The sequence below is a fragment of the Paenisporosarcina sp. genome (assembly GCF_057785155.1).
Genome location: NZ_JBYNRN010000012.1, coordinates 487,961 through 508,649, shown reverse-complemented (window position 1 = coordinate 508,649; position 20,689 = coordinate 487,961). Strand labels below are relative to the sequence as shown.

Sequence of the window (20,689 nt, the reverse complement as noted above, 5' to 3'; positions counted from 1 at the left end):
AACTTACGGACAGGGAATAAATCCCCTGTCCGTATTCTTTCACTTATAGGGAGGAACGTAGGTATGATCCATCGTATAGTAGTAGTTGGTTCAGGTGTTATGGGGAGAGGAATTGCTTACGTAGCTGCAGTTGGCGGATATGAAGTGACTTTAGTTGATACAAATGAAGCGGCATTAAAAAATGCGGAAATGGAATTGGATAGCATATTCCACAAAGGGCTTAATCGCGGGAAAATTACAGCGGAACAAGTTGAATTAGCTCAAAGTAAATTACAATTTGAAACCAATTTAATAGTAGCTGCTAAAACCGCAGATCTAATCATTGAAGCTGTTCCTGAAATCGCTTCAATTAAAAAAGAAGTCTTTGAAGTCATTGAAGAACATGCTTCATCAGAATGTTTCTTTGCAACCAATACGTCAACGATGAGCCCGACTGAAATTGCTTCGTATGCAAAACGACCAGATAAAACAATTGCGATGCACTTTTTTAATCCTGTACATAAAATGCCTCTCGTAGAAATTGTCAGAGGTTTAGAAACAAATAATGAGACAGTTGAGCTTATTAAAGAAGTAGCTTCAAAAATGGGCAAAGAAACCGTTGTGATTAATGAATTCCCTGGCTTTGTCACAAGTCGAATCAGTGCACTTGTTGGAAATGAAGCTTTTTATATGCTTCAAGAGGGACTAGGAACGCCAGAGGAAATAGATAAAGCGATAAAATTAGGTCTGAATTATCCAATGGGACCCTTTGAATTAGGAGATCTAGTAGGACTAGATACCCGCTTAAATAATCTCAAGTATTTACACGAAAAACTCGGAGAAAAATACCGACCAGCTCCTTTGCTTGAACAATACGTTAAAGCAGGAAGGCTTGGACGAAAAAGTGGTAAAGGCGTATACGACTATACAATAGAAGATGAGTTGATTACAAAATGAGAGAAGTCGTCATAGTAGATGCAGTAAGAACACCAATTGGTAGATATAACGGATCCTTGAAAGATGTACGTCCAGATGACCTAGGTGCAGTCGTAATTAAGGCGTTAATTGAGCGAAACTCAAGCTTAAATGTTAATGAAATAGAAGAGGTTGTGTTCGGTAATGCAAATCAAGCAGGAGAAGACAATCGGAATGTCGCCCGTATGTCCGGTTTGCTTGCAGGTCTACCGGTTGAAGTAGCAGGTACGACAATCAATCGGCTATGTGGTTCAGGACTCGATGCTGTTATGTATGCGGCTCGTGCTATTGCAGTAGGTGATGGTGATATTTATCTTGCAGGTGGAACTGAAAGTATGACTCGAGCGCCACTTGTCATGGCTAAACCGGATCAAGCATTTCCTCGGGGCAATATGGAATTACAAGATACGACAATCGGTTGGCGTTTTACCAATCTGAAACTAAAAGAAATGTTTGGGGCAGACTCAATGCCACAAACAGCTGAGACGGTTGCGCAGAGAAGTAACATATCTAGAGAAGACCAAGATTTATTCGCTTTTCAAAGTCAACAAAGAGCTAAACAAGCGATAGACGAGAATCGATTCGCTGATGAAATAGTTCCTGTTATTTATACTGATCGAAAAGGGAACACAATTACCGTGGATCAAGATGAACATCCACGCCCAGATACTACAATCGATAAACTCACTAAACTAAAACCAATTTTCCAAGGGGGCAGTGTAACAGCTGGTAATGCATCAGGCGTAAACGACGGCGCTTCCGCGCTGCTTCTTATGAGTGCAGATAAAGCGAAAGAATTGAATTTAAAACCCCTTGCTAAATATGTAGCCGGGGCAACTGCAGGGTTAGAACCAGAAGTAATGGGGCTAGGTCCTATTTTTGCGACAATCAAATTGTTAGAACGAACTCAGTTAAGTATTGAGGATATTGGATTAGTCGAACTAAACGAAGCTTTTGCATCTCAATCAATTGCTTGTATTCGACAATTAGGATTAGATGAGAAAATCGTCAATGTAAATGGAGGGGCAATCGCTTTTGGACACCCACTTGGAGCAAGTGGAGCGAGAATATTAACGACACTTCTATATGAAATGAAAAAACAAAAAGTTCAATATGGACTTGCAACGATGTGTATCGGCGTTGGACAAGGCATTGCTGCTATTGTAGAGAATGTTGAAGAGTAGTAGATTCAAACCAGACAAATGACAAAAGAAAAAGTAATTGTTACAGCAGAATACGGACTTTTTGGATCTGTTTGGATTGCTATGCAAGTATCATATAGTCTGCAGCCCGAATCAATAGTTTCATTTCAAAAATATGTTTGTATAGGAGATCAGAAATGGCAAATGTATTATATTCCAAGCAAAATAATATCGGCTATGTGACAATTAATCGGGAAGAATCGATGAATTGCTTTAATTATGACACGCTTCAGGAGCTAAAAGCTTTGACAGACTCCATATCACTAGATTCTGAAGTTCGTGCAGTAATTTTCACAGGAGCAGGTGATAAAGCGTTTAGTGCGGGTGCTGATTTAAAAGAAAGACGAACGCTCTCAGAGTCTCAAGTTCTAAGAAATGTAAAAGCAATTCGAGATACCTTTTCGAGTATTGCAAGCTTACCGCAACCCACAATTGCTGCCGTTAATGGGTATTCATTTGGTGGAGGTTTTGAATTAATGATTGCTTGTGATTTCACAATTGCTGCTAAAGGTGTACTTATGGGCTTAACAGAAACAAGTTGGGCAATCATTCCTGGTGCTGGCGGAACTCAACGCTTACCTCGTCTAATTGGCGAAATGAAAGCAAAGGAATTGATTTTTACCGCAAGAAAGTTTACAGCAGAAGAAGGTTTAGAACTTGGCGTTGTATTAAAAGTAGTCGACAAAGATCATCTGCTATCTAGCTGTGAAGACTTAGCGATTAACATGATGAGAAATGGTCCTGTGGCATTAAAGCAAGCGAAGTATGCTATTTCACAAGGGATGAACACTGACTTACAAACTGGCCTAGCTATCGAATCAAAAGCATATGAACTAACAATACCTACTACCGATCGAACGGAAGCGCTATTAGCTTTTAGCGAAAAGAGAAAACCCGTATTTACGGGAAATTAAGTTTCATTTTTTCAATATAACGATATACTATTAATTGGAGATCGTTGTGTTATAAGATTAAAAGCGAATACTAGAAAGAGTGAATACAAGTGGCAAATACACAATCCATGATTTTCACCATTTACGGTGACTATATAAGACACTATGGAAATAAAATTTGGATTGGAAGTTTAATCCGTTTATTAAAAGAATTTGGTCATAATGAACAATCTGTTCGGGTATCAGTTTCTCGTATGATGAAGCAGGGTTGGATTGATTCAGAGAAGAAGGGCAATAAAAGTTACTATTTTTTAACGCCCCGTGGTTTGGCCCGTATGGAAGAAGCTGCAGTTCGGATTTTTAAATTGATGCCGAATGAATGGGACGGAAAATGGCGAATGCTTATGTATTCTATTCCAGAGGATAAGAGACAAATCCGCGACGAACTTCGAAAAGAGCTTTTGTGGAGCGGTTTTGGTAGTTTTTCAAATAGTTGCTGGATTTCGCCGAACAACCTTGAAAAAGAAGTAAATGTGCTGATTGAAAAGTATGAAGTTCAACAGTATGTAGACTTTTTTGTATCGGATTATAAAGGTCCGCAAGCAGATAAATCACTTGTTGAGAAAAGCTGGCCACTTCAAGAGATTGAGGCGAAATATCAAGAGTTCATTTCAACCTATAGCGAACAATATATCGTGCACCAAAGTATGATTGCTCAAGGACAATTAACGGATGCGGAGTGTTTCGTTGAGCGAACAAAGCTTGTTCATGAATATCGAAAATTTCTATTTACTGATCCTGGATTACCGCGTGAACTTCTTCCTAAAGTATGGAATGGTCATCATGCTGCACTTTTATTTGAACAATATTACAAATTGCTAGCTCAGTCTGCCAGCCAATTTTTCGAAAAGGTATTTGAAGAAGATAATGATATGAGTTGGAAAGACAAAGCGTACGATGCTGACAATCATCCTTTAATCAATGAATAAATAAGCGGGGCTGTCATAAATGTCATGAAAATGACGTTGGTCAGTCTCCTTTTTATTTTTTAAGTTAGTCAACAAAGAGAATAGATTAAAAATTTAGTCCGAATAAAGTTGTTTCCCACTTCGCGCGGACCGTTTTTCACTAATTGCTTAATGATTGAAGTGGAAGGCGGCGACTCTAGCGGGAATAGCGTGTCCAGGTGAGACCCCGCAAGAGCTTGCGATGAGGAGGCTCACGGACCGCCCGCGGAAAGCGAACGCCTGAAACGGAAATCAATAGCTTAACAGAGCCGTTTTTATAAATAAAGAGAGTGTCTCAAAAGTCAATTTTAGATGACTTTTGAGACACTCTCTTCCTGTTAATTTTAGTATGAGTTTCCGAAGGAATTAGCCTATTTTTTATTAAAAAAACTCGTTAAACTGAAAAGGTTATTTATTGTTTTCTAGTTCAGCTAAAATTTCACGATAGTCATATCCTTTTTGAACATAAGTATCGATTGAAAGCTGGATGATTTCAAAATCTTTATCATTTAATTCTCTTACGACCTTACCTGGAGATCCAACAACTAAAGAGCGAGGCGGAATCTTCTTTCCGGGAGGAATTAATGTGTTAGCTCCAATAATACATTCTTCTCCGATTTCAGCATGATCTAAAATCGTTGAGCCCATGCCGATAATCGAACGTTTACCCACTTTACAGCCATGCAAAATCACGTTATGACCAACTGTAACTTCATCTTCCACAAGTACAGGTGCGTCTTCATATAAGTGGATCGTTGAATTATCTTGTATGCTGCACCTTTCTCCAATTGAAATTAACCCTTCGTCTCCTCGCAATACTGTATTAAACCAAATGGTCGATTCTTTCCCTACTTGAACATCACCAATAATTTTGGATCCTGGTGCCACAAAAACTGTTGCATCTAATCTAGGTGTCTTCCCTTTGAATGGAATAATCATCGTATACCCCCAAGTAAATTTGAATTTACATAATTGTCTTTCTATTCATTTTACTATAACATATTTGAGTAGAGGTGGATAATTAATGAAATACGTTTGCGATATGCTTCAAATAGATATTCCAATATTCCAAGGTGGAATGGGAAATATAAGTAATGCACAACTAACGTCTGCTGTTTCTGAAGCGGGAGGGTTAGGTACAATCGGTTGTGGAACGATGACTCCTACACAAGTTGAAGAAATTATTATTCAGACAAAGAAACGCACATCAAGAAATTTTGCATTAAATATAGCGATAAATGTGTCGCCGTATACGGATGAACTAATTCAATTAATTATTAAACATGAGATCCCTATTGTATCGTTATCTGCAGGAAATCCAGTTCCATATATTGCGAAATTACATGAATATGACGTAAAAGTCATTGTGCTCGTTGCGTCTGTGAAGCATGCGCAAAAAGCTGAAGCGGCTGGGGCTGATATTCTAGTTGCTGAAGGTTTTGAAGCGGCTGGTATCAACTCGAATCTTGAGTTAACTACTTTTACACTCATTCCACAAATCGTGAAAAGTGTAAAAGTTCCAGTAATTGCAGCTGGTGGTATTGGAGATGGAAAAGGGTTGGCCGCAGCCCTAATGCTTGGTGCATCTGGTGTTCAAATAGGAACACGATTAATTGCTACACAAGATGCACCATTTCATGATCAATATAAAAATAGTTTAGTGAATGCAAGTGATACGGATACAACTATTATAGGTAGAAGTTTTGGTCAATTAAGGCGAATACTGAAAACTCCTTATTCAAATAAGTTAGAAGAGCTGGAACAGGCAGGACTAACTCCAGAACAATATCGAGAACTAACTTCTGAAGTAAATCATGTAAAGGGAGCCATTGAGGGCGATTTAGAAAATGGTTTTATTAACAGTGGACAGATTGCAGGATTGATCAACCATATACCTTCAGTAGAAGAGTTGTTTGAAAGCATGATGGATGAAGCACTTAACCAAATTGAACAGACTTCGAATGATTTAAGAGGTCTTTCTTATAAGAAAGATTAAATATTTAATTCAACTTGGTGGTGTAGACAAATTTAAAGAATTAAACTCTCTTACATTTCATAGGTATCGATAGCATTTACCATTCCTCTTAAGAACAATTGCTTGAGAGGTTTTTTTATGCATAATTATGATTTCTTTTAATTCTAAAAATAGAGAGTTTTCCGATTATTGTATTGACTAGTATATTACAATTTGATAATATTACGTTGAAATAGTGTTATACGATAAATTTTTTCATATATTAATAACATTAAATTTCTACAGATGCTTCCTTGAAGTCAAGCAGTGTTCGTTATACATAAAAACATGAAAGATTATTGATAGGCATACCCTAAACTTCTAGAACATGTGTAAATCCTGAGGGGGATTCAGTTGATGGAAACAGCACAGAGAATGCCAATAGTTAAAAATTTTGAGCTTTTTGAAAGAATGGCTGAACATGAACAAGTCGTATTATGTCACGATCCTTCAACTGGCTTACGAGCTATAATAGCGATTCATAATACAACAAATGGCCCAGCTCTAGGTGGATGTCGCATGTATCCGTATAAAAGTTTTGATGATGCGATGGAAGATGCACTTCGTCTTTCTAAAGGGATGACCTATAAGTGTGCAGCGACTGATGTAGATTTTGGTGGTGGTAAAGCAGTTATTATTGGTGATCCACAGACAGATAAATCACCAGAATTGTTCCGTGCATTCGGTCAATTTGTAAATTCATTAAACGGTCGTTTTTACACAGGAACAGATATGGGAACGACAATGGAAGATTTCATTCATGCAAGTAAAGAAACAAATTGTATTGTCGGCTTACCTGCAGCCTACGGAGGTGGAGGCGATTCATCAATTCCAACAGCAGCTGGCGTTCTTTATGGAATTAAAGCAACCAATCAAACTTTGTTTGGTAGTGAGAACTTAGGTGGGGTATCATACGCCATACAAGGTCTAGGTAAAGTTGGATCAAAAGTAGCTATAGGTTTATTAGAAGCAGGTGCACATCTTTACGTAACTGACATTAGTGAGGAAAGTATAAAACGAATGGAAGAAATAGCGCTAACAACGCCAGGAACAATGAAAGTTGTTACCAGTGAAGAAATTTATTCACAGGAAGCAGATGTATTTATTCCATGTGCATTTGGTGGGATTGTTAACGATCAAACGATTGAAAAGTTTAAGGTCAAAGCCATTGCGGGTTCTGCCAACAATCAGCTTTTGACTGAACATCACGGAAAACTCCTTCAAGAAAAAGGAATACTTTATGCACCAGATTATATAATCAACTCTGGTGGTCTGATACAAGTTGCTGACGAACTATATGGTATCAATCATGAGCGAGTACTTGCAAAAACCAAACATATATACGATTCCATTCTAGAAGTATATAAAATGACTTCCATAAACGGCATTTCTACAGTAGAAGCTGCCAATAAAATGTGTGAGCAGAGAATCGTCAATAAGGCTAAACGCAATGGATTCTTCACAACATCTTTAAAACCTAAATGGGCATTTGGAAAGTAAGTCATATTTGAAAAATTATATTTTTTGGTTTATTTGTAAGCGTTTTCACGAACAACTAAAATTCAATAGTAGATTCATATACTAAAAGTTAGTAGGGGATTAGGAATGAAACCGGGACTTAAATTAGGTAAAGAAGAAAGTATTGAAGTGATTGTTACAGAAGATATGTTTGCTTCTTTTGAGGGCGAAGTCGTTCATCCCGTTTATTCCACTGTTGCTATGACATATCATATGGAATGGGTTTCACGAAAAATTATTTTACCATTTTTAGAAAGTCACGAAGAAGGGATGGGGGCTTCTGTTCAGTTACGACATATAGCCGCTTCACCATTAGGTACTTTTGTAACTTTAAAGGCTACTGTAATCGAATTACGAGATAACTTAGTCAAAACTAATGTAATTGCAACAAATCATTTAGGGGTTATTGGTAAGGGTGAAGTAGTGCAAGTCATTTTGCCAAAAGAAACTATCGAAAATAAATTAATAGAAGCATCCATTTAAAGCATAATTTTCTACTGATCGATTTTAAGGAGGCATTCAAAATGAAAGTGGCAGAAAGAACATCAATGGCTAAAGAATTCGAACTCTTCGATAAAATGAGCAAACATGAACAAGTTGTTTTTTGTAACGATCCCACAACCGGGTTAAGAGCAATTATTGCCATTCACAATACAACATTAGGTCCTGCATTAGGTGGATGTCGGATGCAACCCTACAACAGCATGGATGAAGCACTCGAAGATGTTCTACGACTTTCAAAAGGGATGACCTATAAGTGTGCCGCTGCAGACGTAGATTTTGGTGGAGGAAAAGCAGTCATTATCGGGGATCCAAAAACAGATAAAACACCTGAGCTATTTCGTGCTTTCGGTCAATTTGTTAATTCATTAGGTGGTCGTTTTTACACAGGAACGGATATGGGAACCTCAATGGAAGATTTCATACATGCTTCAAAAGAAACTAACTTTATTAACGGACTACCAGAAGTATATGGTGGTGGCGGCGATTCCTCTATTCCGACTGCAGCTGGTGTCCTTTATAGTTTACAAGCAACGAATCAAATCCTTTTCGGCAGTGACGAATTAGGTGGCCATAAATATGCGATTCAAGGCCTTGGTAAAGTTGGATTTAAAGTGGCAACAGGTTTACTTCAAGCTGGCGCTGATTTATTCGTTACAGATATTAGTACAGAAAATTTGCAAGCCATAAAAGAATTAGCGACAAACACTACTGGTACGGTCACTGTTATTTCAAAAGAAGATATTTATTCACAAGAAGCAGATATTTTCATTCCGTGTGCATTTGGTGGAATTATTAATGAAAACACAATCTCTCAATTTAAAGTAAAAGCGATTGTCGGTGCTGCAAATAACCAATTGTTAAATGATGTTCACGGGAGAATGCTACACGATAAAGGGATTTTATATGCGCCTGATTATATCGTTAATTCTGGAGGACTTATTCAAGTAGCTGACGAATTATATGGGATTAACCACGAACGTGTTCTAGCTAAAACAAAACATATTTACGATGCGGTTTTAGGTGTTTTCCAAGAAGCAAGAGTGAGTGGAAAAACGACAGAAGAAGCTGCAAACGAAATGTGTGAAAAACGAATTGCTGATCGATCAAACAGAAATAGCTTTTATACTTCAGCGGCGAAGCCAAAATGGTCTATTCGCAACTTATCTTGATTGGAGGCGTATGAATTGGAAGAAAATTATCCAATAAAGAGAATCATAGATGATCGTGGTCATTTTGTAGATTCAACGTTCGAAAATGAAATCGACGAAAAATTAGTGAAAGAATTGTATTATCACATGTTACGTGTCCGCACGTTTGATAGAAAAGCGATTAACTTACAACGACAAGGACGTCTTGGCACTTATGCTCCATTTGAAGGGCAAGAAGCTGCTCAAGTGGGGAGTGCACTTGCCCTACAACCGGATGATTGGGTTTTCCCAACTTATCGTGATCATGGTGCGACCATTACATTCGGCAAGAGTATGACAAGAACATTCTTATATTGGAACGGTCGTGTAGAAGGATGTGTGGCACCACCGGATCGTAATATCTTCCCACCAGCAGTTCCGATTGCTACTCAGCTACCACATGCTGCAGGAGCTGCATGGGCTGAGAAATTAAAAGGAACACAAAATGCTTCGATTGCTTATTTTGGGGATGGAGCTACTTCTGAAGGAGATTTCCATGAAGGAATAAACTTCGCAAGTGTCTTTAAAGTACCAGTCGTATTTTTTAATCAAAACAACGGCTATGCCATTTCAGTTCCAATTGAAAAACAAATGAATTCTAAAACGGTGGCTCAAAAAGCAGTGGCTTATGGTATACCAGGTGTCCGAATTGATGGCAATGATTGCTTCGCAGTGTATTTTGAAACGAAGCAAGCTTTTAATCATGCGAGAGCTGGGCATGGTCCAACATTAATCGAAGCGGTGACTTGGAGAAAAGGTGCTCATACGACTGCTGATGACCCTTCTAAATATCGTCCTGAAACACAAGGGAAAGATATTGTTGATCCAATGACACGTTTAGAACTATTTATGAAAAATTATGGTTACTGGGACGAGCAATGGATTGAAGAAGTGAAGGAGAAAACGGCGAATGAAATCGATTTAGCTGTTGAAGAAATGGAAAAATACCCTGCGTCAAACGTGGAAGATGTATTTGATCATGTATTCGCAGAAATGCCTCCCCAACTAGCTGAACAGAAAGAATCTTATCTTGCACACTTAGAAAGGCGGTGACCTAATGACCCAAATCGTAGAGTCTAACCAAAAAGATGTTAAGACAACTCAGATGACCATGATTCAAGCAATTAATGACGGTATGCGTGTTTTACTTGAGGAAGATGAGAGAACGATTATATTAGGTGAGGATATCGGAAAAAACGGTGGTGTTTTCCGAGCAACTGAAGGTCTACAAGAACAATTTGGTGCAGAACGTGTTGTAGATACACCTCTATCAGAAGCGGGAATTATCGGTACCTCAGTAGGGTTAGCCGTGAATGGATTTAAACCAATTGCCGAAATCCAATTCCTAGGTTTTATTTATCCTGCTTATGAGCAAATTATGACGCATGTTTCACGTCTTCGTATGCGTTCAATGTCTCGATTTACCGTACCAATGGTTATCCGTGCACCTTATGGAGCAGGTATTCGCGCACCAGAGATCCATTCAGATAGTACAGAAACTCTCTTTACACATATGCCAGGTATCAAAGTAGTTTGTCCTTCAAATCCTTATGATGCTAAAGGTTTACTCATAGCAGCAGTGGAAGATCCGGATCCTGTACTCGTATTAGAAACGATGAAAAACTATCGATCGATGCGAGAAGAAGTACCTGTTGGAAAATACACAGTTGAAATTGGTAAAGGAAAAATAGTTCGTGAAGGAACAGACGTAACACTAATTGCATGGGGTGCCATGATTACGGTTGCAGAAAAGGCAGCACAACTAGCTGAGAAAAATGGAATTCAGTGTGAAATCATTGATTTACGTACACTGTATCCGATTGATCGAGACATTATTTCTGAGTCTGTTCAAAAGACAACTAGAGCCGTTATTATACACGAAGCTCATCATACGAGCGGGCTAGGTAATGATATCGTTTCGATCATCAACGATACTGCATTTTTATATTTGCGTGCTCCAATCGAAAGAGTGACGGGATTTGATGTACCGGTACCATTTTTCTCATTAGAAGAACATTATCTTCCTACACCAGCACGTGTACAAGAAGCGATAGAAAAAGTGGTTCATTTTTAAGGGGGAAATGACATGCTCGAAGTGAAATTACATGATATCGGAGAAGGGATGACGGAAGGAGAAATCATCCATTACCTTGTTAAAGTTGGTGATACCGTGAAAACGGATCAACCACTTGTAGAAGTACAAACCGATAAGATGGTGGCGGAACTTACTTCACCCTGCTCTGGTGTCATTAAGGAAATTATTATTGAAGCAGGCGAAACAGTTCATGTAGGAACTAGCCTTATCTACATAGAAGCAGACGACAAATCCTCTAACAAAGAGCATGCAGTACAACCTAAAGTTGCAAAAGAGACACTAAAACAAAGCGTACAACCAAAAAATGAATCTACTCCTACTTCGATCTCGTCGTTTAATCGAGTACTAGCTGCACCATATACTCGAAAAATCGCTCGAGAACATGATATTAATATTGAAGATGTAAAAGCATCTGACCCTTCTGGGAGAGTAACTGAAGAGGATGTATATCGCTTTATTAAAGGCAATCAATCCTCAGAGCAAACTGAAGTTGTTTCAAATCAAAAGTCAGAGACTACAGATGTCAGTAAAGTTATACCTGATGAGATTCCATTTAAGGGAATCCGTAAAAAAATTGCAGAGAAAATGACGAAATCTTTATTTACCATTCCACACGTCACTCATTTTGATGAAATCAATATGACAAACTTGTTTAAAATGCGCGAAGAAATGAAAGCGACTGGAGAATCAGTTAGTGTTTCGGCATTTCTAGTAAAAGCCCTTGTTATTTGTTTGAAAGATTTCCCGATTTTTAACGCAGAACTTGATGAAGAAAATAGCCGAATTCTTTTAAAGAAGAATTACCATATTGGAATGGCCACAAACACTGAAGCCGGCTTGATAGTTCCTGTCATTCATGATGCAGACAAAAAGTCGATTAAGGACATTCACAAAGAAGTAAAAGGCTTAACTGAAAAAGCAATTTCAGGCAAACTACAACCTTTTGAGATGCAAAATAGTACGTTTACAGTGAGTAATGTTGGTCCTCTTGGAAGCACCGGGGCAACCCCAATCATTAATTATCCAGAAACTGCTTTAATTGCCTTTCACAAAACAAAGAAACAGCCGATTGTAAATGACCAAAATGAAATTGTAATCGGTCATATTATGACACTTTCAATGGCGTTCGATCATCGAGTAGCCGATGGCGCAACTGCGGTAGCATTTACGAACAGATTAGCTAGTCTGATAGAACAACCCCATAAACTTATGATGGAGATGATTTAATGGTTGTTGGCGAAATTACACAGCAAAGAAATCTTATCATCATCGGGGGTGGACCAGGGGGCTATTCTGCCGCCATTCGCGGTGCACAACTCGGACTTTCCGTCACGCTTATTGAACAGGCTGATTTAGGTGGGCTTTGTTTAAATAAAGGATGTATCCCGTCAAAAGTCTTTACTCACGCAGCATCAAAACGAGCTGAAATCTCTCATTTATCTGATCTAGGAATTGGTAGTGGGGATGATATTTTTAATATATCTAAGCTTCTATCATATAAAGATGAGGTTATTAAAGGTTTACGCTCTGGTGTAGAAAATTTATGTAAAGCCAATAAAATAGAAGTTATTCAAGGTAAAGCAACGTTTTTAGCAGTAAATAAAATCGGTGTAGAAAATGGCCATCAATTTGACATTTTCGAATTTGACCAAGTCATTCTTGCAACTGGTAGTACACCCGTTCTGCCGAAATGGGTAACGGATAAAGGGAAAAGAGTGCTATTAGCTCACAACATATTTACACTTGAAGAAATACCGGAACATTTGATCGTCTATGGACAAGATTATATTGCACTTGAGGTAGCCTCAAGTTTTGCAGCTTTAGGTTCAAAAGTAACGATCTTGTTTGATCAGGAAAAAGAACAAGTCTTAGATGAATCTATCTTTAAAGAACTCAATCGCTTATTTAAACGTCGTAAAATAACTATTTTTAAAGATATTCAAAACATTACGACAAATGAAACGGACTTAAATGTTACAGTTACATTTAAAACGAACAAGGATTCCGAAAATGTTGTAGAGGGATCTTATCTGTTTGTTTCTGGCTCGAGGGAACCTAATTTAGAGTCTCTTGGAATCAGTCGAATTGGACTTGTTCAGTCAGATGAAGGTTTTATTTCAGTAAATGAAAAAATGCAATCAAACATTCACTCTATTTACGCTATAGGAGATGTTACAGAAGGACCATTATTAGCTGTAAAAGCGATTAAGCAAGGGAAAGTTGCGATCGAATCAATCTCCGGTCTTAAACCGGAAGTTGACCTAACGTTTATACCGCACATTGCTCATATTATACCACCAGCTGTGACAGTGGGACTTACTGAACAAATGGCTAAGGAAAATGGTTTAAACGTTCGTATCAGTCAATTTTCTTTAGGCGGAAATGGGTACGCCTCTATAACCGGGAAAAAGGATGGCTTTATAAAAGTTATTTCTGACGCTGAAACAGAAATCATCAATGGGATACATATGATTGGTGAAGGCGCCGTCGAAATGTCAGGTTCCTTTGTCCAATTACTTGAGATGGCAGCGAAAGAAGAGGATATCAAATTCCCTTTGTATGCTCATCCAGGATTTTCTGAAGGTTTACTTGAAGCCGTTGAAGGATTAATCGGACAAGCTATTCATTCAGCCCCTGTTAAGAAGAAAGACTTGCAGACAGTTTAATTCAACGATCAACTGAGCATCTATGATTACATCACCACGATTTTAGTTGCCTGAATATTTTGATTCAATTTCTACCTTTGGTTTCAATTATTTACCATATAACTAAGTTAAGAGGGGGAAATATCATGTTGAAAAGTTGGAAAAAAGTCGGTGTAGCAATTTTAGGTTCAGCGTTACTTTTAGGGGCATGCGGAGATGATGGTGGAACGTCATCAGATGGAGAAAAAAAGACCTATAAGATTGGGGTAACTCAAATTGTAGAACATCCATCTTTAAACGCTGCATACGATGGATTTAAACAGGCATTAGAAGACGCTGGTATTGATGCAGAGTATAATGTGCAAATTGCTCAAGGTGATCCTAGCGCTAGTACCACAATTGCCTCTAACTTAGTGAGTTCAAATGTAGATCTAATCTTTGCTAACTCAACTCCAAGTGCACAGACAGCGGCAAGTGCTACTTCAGATATTCCTATTGTCTTTACTTCAGTAACAGATGCAGTGGGAGCTGAGCTTGTTGAATCGATGGAAAAGCCAGGTGGTAACGTAACTGGTACAATCGACAGTCATCCAGACGCAATTTCAAACACGATGAAATTCTTAAAAGATGAATTAGGCGCTAAAAAAGTTGGTATGGTATTTAACTCAGGAGAACAAAATTCTCGTGCACAAGTTGATGCAGTAAAAGAAATGTTAAAAGAGATGGATATGACAGTTGTTGAAGCATCAGTCGCTACATCTGCAGATGTTAAACAGGCAACAGAATCTTTAATAGGCAAAGTGGATTCTTTATACATTATCACAGACAACACAGTTGTTTCTGCTCTTGAATCAGTTGTATCCGTTGCAAATGAAAATAAGATTCCTATGATGGTTGCAGAGTTTGACTCTGTAAAACGTGGTGGATTAGCAGCTTATGGATTTGAGTACTATGACATCGGTTACGAAGCTGGTGAAATGGCAGTTAAAATCCTTAAAGGTGAAAGCAAACCTGCTGACTTACCAGTTCAAATTCCACAAAAATTAATTTTCACTATGAATAAAGACACAGCATCTGCACTAAATCTTGAAATTAAGGATGAGTGGGAAGCAGAATTTAGCGAATAAAACAGGAGGTGATTCTACATGTTTTCAGCTGTATTTGGCTCTGTAGAGCAAGGAATCATCTATGCAATCATGGCGTTAGGTGTTTATATTTCATTCCGTGTATTAGATTTTCCGGATTTAACGGTTGATGGCAGTTTTGTTACTGGTGCAGGTGTAGCGGCAACAATGATTGTATTGGGGTACCACCCGATACTCGCAACATTAGTTGCAGTCATACTTGGCTTCTTAGCTGGTTGCATGACGGGTCTTCTTCATACAAAAGGCAAGATTAATGCATTACTCGCAGGGATCTTAATGATGATTGCTTTGTATTCGATAAATTTGAGGATTATGGGTCTCACTTCTGAGAATTCGATTGGGAGACCTAATATCCCGCTTCTCAATGCAGAAACGATGTTTAATCAATTCCAAGCTTTTTGGAGTCTTTTCGGAATCGATGCCATGATTAATCGATTTTTCGGCATGTTAGGTGTGGAGTATTTACCCAAAACATGGGGAACGTTATTGGTCATGATGATTATTGTCTTAATTATCAAACTAGTGGTCGATTGGTTCTTAAAAACGGAAGTTGGTCTTGCTATTAGAGCGACTGGTGATAATAAGAAAATGATTCGTAGCTTATCGGCTAATACAGATAACCTGATTATTGTGGGTCTAGGATTCTCGAATGCTCTCGTTGCGTTCTCAGGTGCCTTAATCGCTCAATATGCGAAGTTCGCTGATATTGGTATGGGTATCGGGATGATTATTATCGGTCTCGCTTCTGTCATTATTGGTGAAGCGATCTTTGGTACAAAAACGATTGTTCGAACCACGATGGCTGTTATTGCAGGAGCTATCATTTACCGCATTGTCCTCGGACTTGCACTGAGAGTGGATTTCCTTGATACAGGAGATATGAAATTAATTACTGCTGTCATTGTTATAGTGGCGCTTATACTGCCGCAATACTTTGATAAAAAACGAGAAAAAAATAGAAAAGCCAAACGACACGCTGAACGCCTATTAGAATACCAACAGTCACTAACTAAGGGGGGATCTAAGATTGCTGAAACTCATCCAGATTAATAAATTATTTAATGAAGCTACGCCGGATGAAAAAATCGCGCTTGATCAAATCAATCTTAATTTAAACCCTGGAGATTTTATGACGGTGATTGGTAGTAATGGTGCCGGTAAATCGACGATGTTAAATATGATTTCAGGTGCCTTATATCCGGATTTTGGTACGATTGAAATTGCTGGAAATGAAGTAACAAAATTGCCTGAGTATAAACGATCCCAAATGATTGGTCGTGTTTTCCAAGATCCAATGGCTGGAACCGCTCCTACGATGACGATCGAAGAAAACTTGGCAATGGCTTATTCACGCAACAAGAAAAGACGTTTGCGAATAGGAGTGGATAAGAAACGACGGGAATTATTCCGCACATCTCTTGAAACACTTCATTTGAACTTAGAAAATCGGTTAAATGCAAAAGTAGGCATGCTCTCAGGCGGTGAAAGACAAGCACTTTCATTGTTAATGGCAACGTTCACTCAACCGTCTATTTTATTACTGGATGAACATACAGCAGCACTCGACCCAGCTAGAGCAGAATTAATTACGAATTTAACAAAACAATTGGTGGAAAAAGATGAACTAACTACGTTGATGATTACTCACAATATGCAACAAGCCCTCGATTTAGGGAACAGGCTCATTATGATGGACAAAGGGCAAATTATTTTAGAGTTTGATGCTGAAGAGAAAAAGAAATTAACCATTCCTAAGTTAATGGATGAATTCCAACGAATTCGTGGAGAAAAGCTTACGAGTGATAAAGCATTACTTTCTATTTAAATTCATTACTAGAATGCTAAGAGTATAGTTTCTTACTTACGGGAGGACGACTCTTCATAGATTGTAGCCTGAAAACTCCAACCTACATGAAGGTCGTTCTTTTTAATTGCCAACTTAAGAAACGCAAAACGATAGTTATCGAACGACTGATAACTAGAGGAGTGGAATACGTGATCAAAGCAAAGATGAAACTTTTAGGTTCAAATCATTTCGAATCAATTGAGGTTGACCCGAAAAATAATACATTCACCATAGGGGATCAATCGTTCCATATAAATGACGTTCAACTAGATACCCCAATAAACGGAACTGTTTACGGCACATTATTAAACTATAAAGGTGCGCTTGAGCAGTTAGGAAATCAAGTGCATGAAAAACCATATGCCTCGCCGCCAAAAGCACCCATTCTTTACATTAAACCGGCTAATACCTTTAATCGACAAGGTAATGGAATTCCAATGCCACCAGGTATGACGCATCTTGAGATTGGCGCCTCTCTTGGTATTGTTATTGGAATGAAAGCCGTTGCATTGAATGAAGAAACAGCACTGAACTATATTGCTGGTTATACCATTGGAAACGATATTAGCATTCCACATGAAAGCTTGTTCCGACCGGCTGTTTCATACAAAGCTCGCGATGGGTTCTGCCCAATCGGTCCATGGATTGTGGAAAAAAACCAGCTACATGACCCTGATAATTTGACCATTCGTGTCTACATAAATGATGAGTTAAAACAAGAGAACTCCACAAAAAATTTAATTCGTACAGTATCTCAGTTACTTGTAGATGTCACGGAATTCATGTCATTAAATCCTGGAGATGTATTACTTACAGGGGTTCCCGAAAATGCACCACTAGCTAAAATTGGAGATAAAGTTAGAATCGAAATAGAAGGTTTAGGCGGTTTAGAAAATGTCATTGTGGAAGAACAATCATTCATTTGGAGGGGTGCTCAATGAAAAAAGCACGAATTTCATATAATGGCTCCATCCACGAAGCAAATGAATGGGAAGGTCGACTTCAATTAGATGATGGACGGATTGTTGATCAAAGTGAAGTTGTATGGCTGACTCCCGTTGAACCACGGACTGTCTTTGCATTAGGTCTAAATTACGCGGATCATGCAGCAGAATTGGCATTTGATGCACCGACCGAACCATTGGTGTTTTTAAAAGGACCAAACACATTTATTGGCCATAATGCACAGACACGCAGACCATCAGACGTTGAGTATATGCATTATGAGTGTGAACTTGCAGTTATTATTGGGAAAACAGCCAGGCATGTAAAAAAAGAAGACGCGTATCAGTATGTAAAAGGATATAGCGTGGCGAATGACTATGCGATTAGAGATTACTTAGAAAACTATTACCGTCCAAATTTGCGCGTTAAAAATCGAGATGGATGTACGCCATTTGGTCCTTGGTTAGTTGATGCAAGTGAAATTGAGAATCCTATGAACTTGAAATTAACGACACATGTCAACGATCAGCTTGTTCAAGAAGGAACTACTGCAGATATGATTTTTGACATTCCAACTCTTATTGAGTATTTAAGCGGTTTTATGACGCTAAGTGAAAATGATGTCATTTTAACTGGTACACCGAAAGGTTCAGTTGATACCGCAGTTGGAGATGTCATAGTAACTGAAATAGCGGGCATTGGCAGACTAGTAAATACCATTATCGGAGATGAAGCCTTTACAAATCGTTAAGGTGAAAGGAGGTTCTCTATTTGCCACACTTTATTGTTGAATACACGGATAACATTAAAAAAGAAGCGAATTTACCATTCCTTTTCGAAAAAATTCATCAAGTGCTAATCGACAGAGGCAGCCATTTCCCGATAGGTGGCATACGTTCTCGAGCAATTGAAATACATGATTACCGAGTCGCAGATGGGGAAGAAGACGATGCATTCGTCCATGCCGTATTTAAAATAGGAGCAGGACGGACTGAAGAGGTAAAAAAAGAAGCTTGTGATGCAATGTTTGAAGTAATGAAAGACCATTTTGCCTGTCTCATGTCTACACGTTACTTAGCGTTATCAATGGAATTAATCGAATTCAGTGAAGCCGGGACTTATAAACAAAATAATATTCATACAAGATTTAAAAAGGAATAACTACGATTTTAGATTTCGGAATATTTAAACTATAAATTAACTAGAATTGCTGATTGATTTTATTGAGGAGGGAAAAGAATGGGCGCACGTACAGGGAAAGAATATATTGAAGGCGTTAAGAATAGAAAGACAGAAGTATGGATTCATGGGGAAAAAGTAGAGGACGTTACCACTCATCCAGCATTTAAAAATGTCGTTGAAAGTGTAGCAGGTCTTTATGATTTACAGCATGAGAAAGCAGATAAGATGTTATATACTTCTCCAACAACTGGGAACAAAGTCGGGCTATCTTTTATTGCACCAAAAACAAAGGAAGACTTGTTTAGACGTCGCGAAATGAACTCGGAGTGGGCAGCATTCTCAGGAGGAATGATGGGTCGTTCTCCTGACTATTTAAATGCAAGTATCATGGCTTTTGGTACAGCAAGTGAGTTTTTCGCACAAGAAGGTGGCGGAAGTGCTCAATTTGCTAAAAACGCACGTGATTATTATGAATATGCGCGTGAAAATGACATCAGCTTAACGCACACGTTAATTCATCCTCAAGTAAACAGATCCATGCTAACTCAATCTGAACAAAAAGATCCGTTCTTATCTGCTCGTATTACGAAAAAGACAGCTGATGGAATCATTGTGAATGGATGTCGTCTTTTAGCTACTCTCGGTGGAATTACAGATGAGCTTGTTGTATTCCCATCTACGATTAATAAAACACCAGGGACAACAGATGATCCTTTTGCCTTTGCTTTTGCCATTCCAAATAATACACCCGGCTTAAAATTCTTGTCTCGTGAATCATTCGATTATGGAAAGAGCAAGTGGGATCACCCGCTAGGTGCTCGTTTTGATGAAAGTGATGCCATTATTTCGTTTGAAGATGTGTTTGTACCATGGGAACGCGTTTTCGTAAGCGAAAGTACCGATATTTGTAACCGCACATATACAGAAACAAATGCCGTTATTCATATGACGCATCAAGTTATCGCAAAACATATCGTTAAAACCGAGTTTGTACTTGGTGTTGTGATTAATATGATGGAAGCAATCGGTATTAATCAATTCATGCATGTGAAAGAAAAAGCAAGTGAAATCATGATTATTTTAGAAGTGATGCGTTCTCATTTATACCGTGCTGAACATAATGCGAAAATCGATCAGTACGGCAATATGACGCCTGACTTTGAACCTTTAAATGCAGCTCGCAACTGGTATCCGAAAATGTATCAACGAATGAACGAAATCATTAAGATTTTCGGCGCATCCGGTTTAATGGCACTTCCTACAGAAGCTGACTTTAGCAATGCAGAAGTTGGTGCTCTAATTCATCGATATACACAAGGGGCTAATATCAATGGCGAGGAAAAAGTACAACTATTCCGCTTAGCCTGGGATATTTCAATCAGTGCGTTCGGAAATCGTCAAGCATTGTATGAGTACTATTTCTTCGGTGACCCCGTGCGAATGTCAAATGCATATTATGATCAGTTCGATAAAGAACCCTACAAAAACATGGTCAATGACTTCTTAAATCGAACGAAGAAAGAAGCAGGTATTTTCTCATAACACCGATTTC

General features: G+C 38.4%; 20 protein-coding genes. 19 read left to right on the top strand and 1 reads right to left on the bottom strand.

Going from position 1 to position 20,689, the window contains the following annotated elements:
* Positions 1-63 precede the first annotated feature (63 nt).
* The 4 genes from AC3EA5_RS05760 (at position 64) to paaX (ending at position 4,038) form a co-directional block, all read left to right on the top strand.
* A complete protein-coding gene (locus AC3EA5_RS05760; protein ID WP_488607452.1) occupies positions 64-936 on the top strand; it encodes a 3-hydroxyacyl-CoA dehydrogenase in 873 nt (290 codons plus the stop codon).
* Positions 933-2,138 (top strand): acetyl-CoA C-acyltransferase, encoded by a 1,206-nt coding sequence (locus AC3EA5_RS05755; protein ID WP_488607451.1) that lies wholly within the window; start codon positions 933-935, stop codon positions 2,136-2,138. The genes AC3EA5_RS05760 and AC3EA5_RS05755 overlap by 4 nt, the downstream gene beginning before the upstream one ends.
* A gap of 155 nt (positions 2,139-2,293) precedes the next feature.
* Complete coding sequence (locus tag AC3EA5_RS05750; protein ID WP_488607450.1) at positions 2,294-3,070, top strand: enoyl-CoA hydratase-related protein; 777 nt, start codon at positions 2,294-2,296, stop codon at positions 3,068-3,070.
* Between the two features lie 107 nt (positions 3,071-3,177).
* Complete coding sequence (paaX, locus tag AC3EA5_RS05745) at positions 3,178-4,038, top strand: phenylacetic acid degradation operon negative regulatory protein PaaX (protein WP_488607534.1); 861 nt, start codon at positions 3,178-3,180, stop codon at positions 4,036-4,038.
* Between the two features lie 426 nt (positions 4,039-4,464).
* Here the strand turns inward: paaX and AC3EA5_RS05740 are convergent, their stop codons facing one another.
* Positions 4,465-4,995: a gamma carbonic anhydrase family protein gene (locus tag AC3EA5_RS05740; RefSeq protein ID WP_488607449.1), complete on the bottom strand. Its 531-nt coding sequence runs from the start codon at positions 4,993-4,995 to the stop codon at positions 4,465-4,467.
* An 85-nt stretch (positions 4,996-5,080) separates the two neighbouring features.
* Here AC3EA5_RS05740 and AC3EA5_RS05735 point away from each other — a divergent pair, with 85 nt between their 5' ends.
* From AC3EA5_RS05735 to hpaB, 15 genes are all read left to right on the top strand, one after another.
* Complete coding sequence (locus tag AC3EA5_RS05735) at positions 5,081-6,052, top strand: NAD(P)H-dependent flavin oxidoreductase (RefSeq protein WP_488607448.1); 972 nt, start codon at positions 5,081-5,083, stop codon at positions 6,050-6,052.
* 375 nt (positions 6,053-6,427) lie between these two features.
* A complete protein-coding gene (locus tag AC3EA5_RS05730) occupies positions 6,428-7,570 on the top strand; it encodes a Glu/Leu/Phe/Val dehydrogenase dimerization domain-containing protein (RefSeq protein WP_488607447.1) in 1,143 nt (380 codons plus the stop codon).
* Between the two features lie 105 nt (positions 7,571-7,675).
* Positions 7,676-8,071, top strand: coding sequence for a thioesterase family protein (locus AC3EA5_RS05725; protein ID WP_488607446.1), 396 nt, complete (start codon positions 7,676-7,678; stop codon positions 8,069-8,071).
* Positions 8,072-8,112: 41 nt separating this feature from the next.
* Positions 8,113-9,261, top strand: a complete 1,149-nt coding sequence (locus AC3EA5_RS05720) for a Leu/Phe/Val dehydrogenase (protein ID WP_488607445.1) — start codon at positions 8,113-8,115, stop codon at positions 9,259-9,261.
* Between the two features lie 15 nt (positions 9,262-9,276).
* The gene (gene pdhA / locus AC3EA5_RS05715) at positions 9,277-10,332 is read left to right on the top strand and encodes a pyruvate dehydrogenase (acetyl-transferring) E1 component subunit alpha (RefSeq protein WP_488607444.1); all 1,056 of its coding nucleotides are present in this window, start codon (positions 9,277-9,279) and stop codon (positions 10,330-10,332) included.
* 4 nt (positions 10,333-10,336) lie between these two features.
* A complete protein-coding gene (locus tag AC3EA5_RS05710) occupies positions 10,337-11,353 on the top strand; it encodes an alpha-ketoacid dehydrogenase subunit beta (protein ID WP_488607443.1) in 1,017 nt (338 codons plus the stop codon).
* A gap of 12 nt (positions 11,354-11,365) precedes the next feature.
* A complete protein-coding gene (locus tag AC3EA5_RS05705) occupies positions 11,366-12,601 on the top strand; it encodes a dihydrolipoamide acetyltransferase family protein (RefSeq protein ID WP_488607442.1) in 1,236 nt (411 codons plus the stop codon).
* Entirely contained in the window at positions 12,601-14,040 is a 1,440-nt protein-coding gene (locus tag AC3EA5_RS05700) for a dihydrolipoyl dehydrogenase family protein (RefSeq protein ID WP_488607441.1), read from the top strand. The genes AC3EA5_RS05705 and AC3EA5_RS05700 overlap by 1 nt, the downstream gene beginning before the upstream one ends.
* Before the next feature lie 125 nt (positions 14,041-14,165).
* Positions 14,166-15,146 (top strand): ABC transporter substrate-binding protein, encoded by a 981-nt coding sequence (locus AC3EA5_RS05695; protein WP_488607440.1) that lies wholly within the window; start codon positions 14,166-14,168, stop codon positions 15,144-15,146.
* Between the two features lie 18 nt (positions 15,147-15,164).
* Entirely contained in the window at positions 15,165-16,214 is a 1,050-nt protein-coding gene (locus AC3EA5_RS05690; RefSeq protein ID WP_488607439.1) for an ABC transporter permease, read from the top strand.
* Positions 16,192-16,989: an ABC transporter ATP-binding protein gene (locus tag AC3EA5_RS05685; protein WP_488607438.1), complete on the top strand. Its 798-nt coding sequence runs from the start codon at positions 16,192-16,194 to the stop codon at positions 16,987-16,989. The genes AC3EA5_RS05690 and AC3EA5_RS05685 overlap by 23 nt, the downstream gene beginning before the upstream one ends.
* A gap of 170 nt (positions 16,990-17,159) precedes the next feature.
* Positions 17,160-17,951 carry a fumarylacetoacetate hydrolase family protein gene (locus AC3EA5_RS05680; RefSeq protein ID WP_488607437.1) on the top strand — a complete coding sequence of 264 codons (792 nt, stop codon included), beginning with the start codon at positions 17,160-17,162 and terminating at the stop codon, positions 17,949-17,951.
* Entirely contained in the window at positions 17,948-18,706 is a 759-nt protein-coding gene (locus tag AC3EA5_RS05675; RefSeq protein ID WP_488607436.1) for a fumarylacetoacetate hydrolase family protein, read from the top strand. Before AC3EA5_RS05680 ends, AC3EA5_RS05675 begins: the two co-directional genes overlap by 4 nt.
* Before the next feature lie 20 nt (positions 18,707-18,726).
* Positions 18,727-19,116, top strand: coding sequence for a 5-carboxymethyl-2-hydroxymuconate Delta-isomerase (locus AC3EA5_RS05670; RefSeq protein WP_488607435.1), 390 nt, complete (start codon positions 18,727-18,729; stop codon positions 19,114-19,116).
* Positions 19,117-19,194: 78 nt separating this feature from the next.
* A complete protein-coding gene (gene hpaB, locus AC3EA5_RS05665; protein ID WP_488607434.1) occupies positions 19,195-20,679 on the top strand; it encodes a 4-hydroxyphenylacetate 3-monooxygenase, oxygenase component in 1,485 nt (494 codons plus the stop codon).
* Positions 20,680-20,689 lie beyond the last annotated feature (10 nt).

What these genes read in the sequence shown, in the direction of transcription:
- AC3EA5_RS05700 (WP_488607441.1), top strand. Translation starts at nt 12,601, where the DNA reads ATGGTTGTTGGCGAAATTACACAGCAAAGAAATCTTATCATCATCGGG.
- AC3EA5_RS05710 (WP_488607443.1), top strand. Translation starts at nt 10,337, where the DNA reads ATGACCCAAATCGTAGAGTCTAACCAAAAAGATGTTAAGACAACTCAG.
- AC3EA5_RS05720 (WP_488607445.1), top strand. Translation starts at nt 8,113, where the DNA reads ATGAAAGTGGCAGAAAGAACATCAATGGCTAAAGAATTCGAACTCTTC.
- AC3EA5_RS05695 (WP_488607440.1), top strand. Translation starts at nt 14,166, where the DNA reads ATGTTGAAAAGTTGGAAAAAAGTCGGTGTAGCAATTTTAGGTTCAGCG.
- AC3EA5_RS05730 (WP_488607447.1), top strand. Translation starts at nt 6,428, where the DNA reads ATGGAAACAGCACAGAGAATGCCAATAGTTAAAAATTTTGAGCTTTTT.
- paaX (WP_488607534.1), top strand. Translation starts at nt 3,178, where the DNA reads ATGATTTTCACCATTTACGGTGACTATATAAGACACTATGGAAATAAA.
- AC3EA5_RS05750 (WP_488607450.1), top strand. Translation starts at nt 2,294, where the DNA reads ATGGCAAATGTATTATATTCCAAGCAAAATAATATCGGCTATGTGACA.
- AC3EA5_RS05675 (WP_488607436.1), top strand. Translation starts at nt 17,948, where the DNA reads ATGAAAAAAGCACGAATTTCATATAATGGCTCCATCCACGAAGCAAAT.
- AC3EA5_RS05725 (WP_488607446.1), top strand. Translation starts at nt 7,676, where the DNA reads ATGAAACCGGGACTTAAATTAGGTAAAGAAGAAAGTATTGAAGTGATT.
- AC3EA5_RS05735 (WP_488607448.1), top strand. Translation starts at nt 5,081, where the DNA reads ATGAAATACGTTTGCGATATGCTTCAAATAGATATTCCAATATTCCAA.
- hpaB (WP_488607434.1), top strand. Translation starts at nt 19,195, where the DNA reads ATGGGCGCACGTACAGGGAAAGAATATATTGAAGGCGTTAAGAATAGA.
- AC3EA5_RS05760 (WP_488607452.1), top strand. Translation starts at nt 64, where the DNA reads ATGATCCATCGTATAGTAGTAGTTGGTTCAGGTGTTATGGGGAGAGGA.
- AC3EA5_RS05755 (WP_488607451.1), top strand. Translation starts at nt 933, where the DNA reads ATGAGAGAAGTCGTCATAGTAGATGCAGTAAGAACACCAATTGGTAGA.
- AC3EA5_RS05705 (WP_488607442.1), top strand. Translation starts at nt 11,366, where the DNA reads ATGCTCGAAGTGAAATTACATGATATCGGAGAAGGGATGACGGAAGGA.
- AC3EA5_RS05740 (WP_488607449.1), bottom strand. Translation starts at nt 4,995, where the DNA reads ATGATTATTCCATTCAAAGGGAAGACACCTAGATTAGATGCAACAGTT.
- AC3EA5_RS05690 (WP_488607439.1), top strand. Translation starts at nt 15,165, where the DNA reads ATGTTTTCAGCTGTATTTGGCTCTGTAGAGCAAGGAATCATCTATGCA.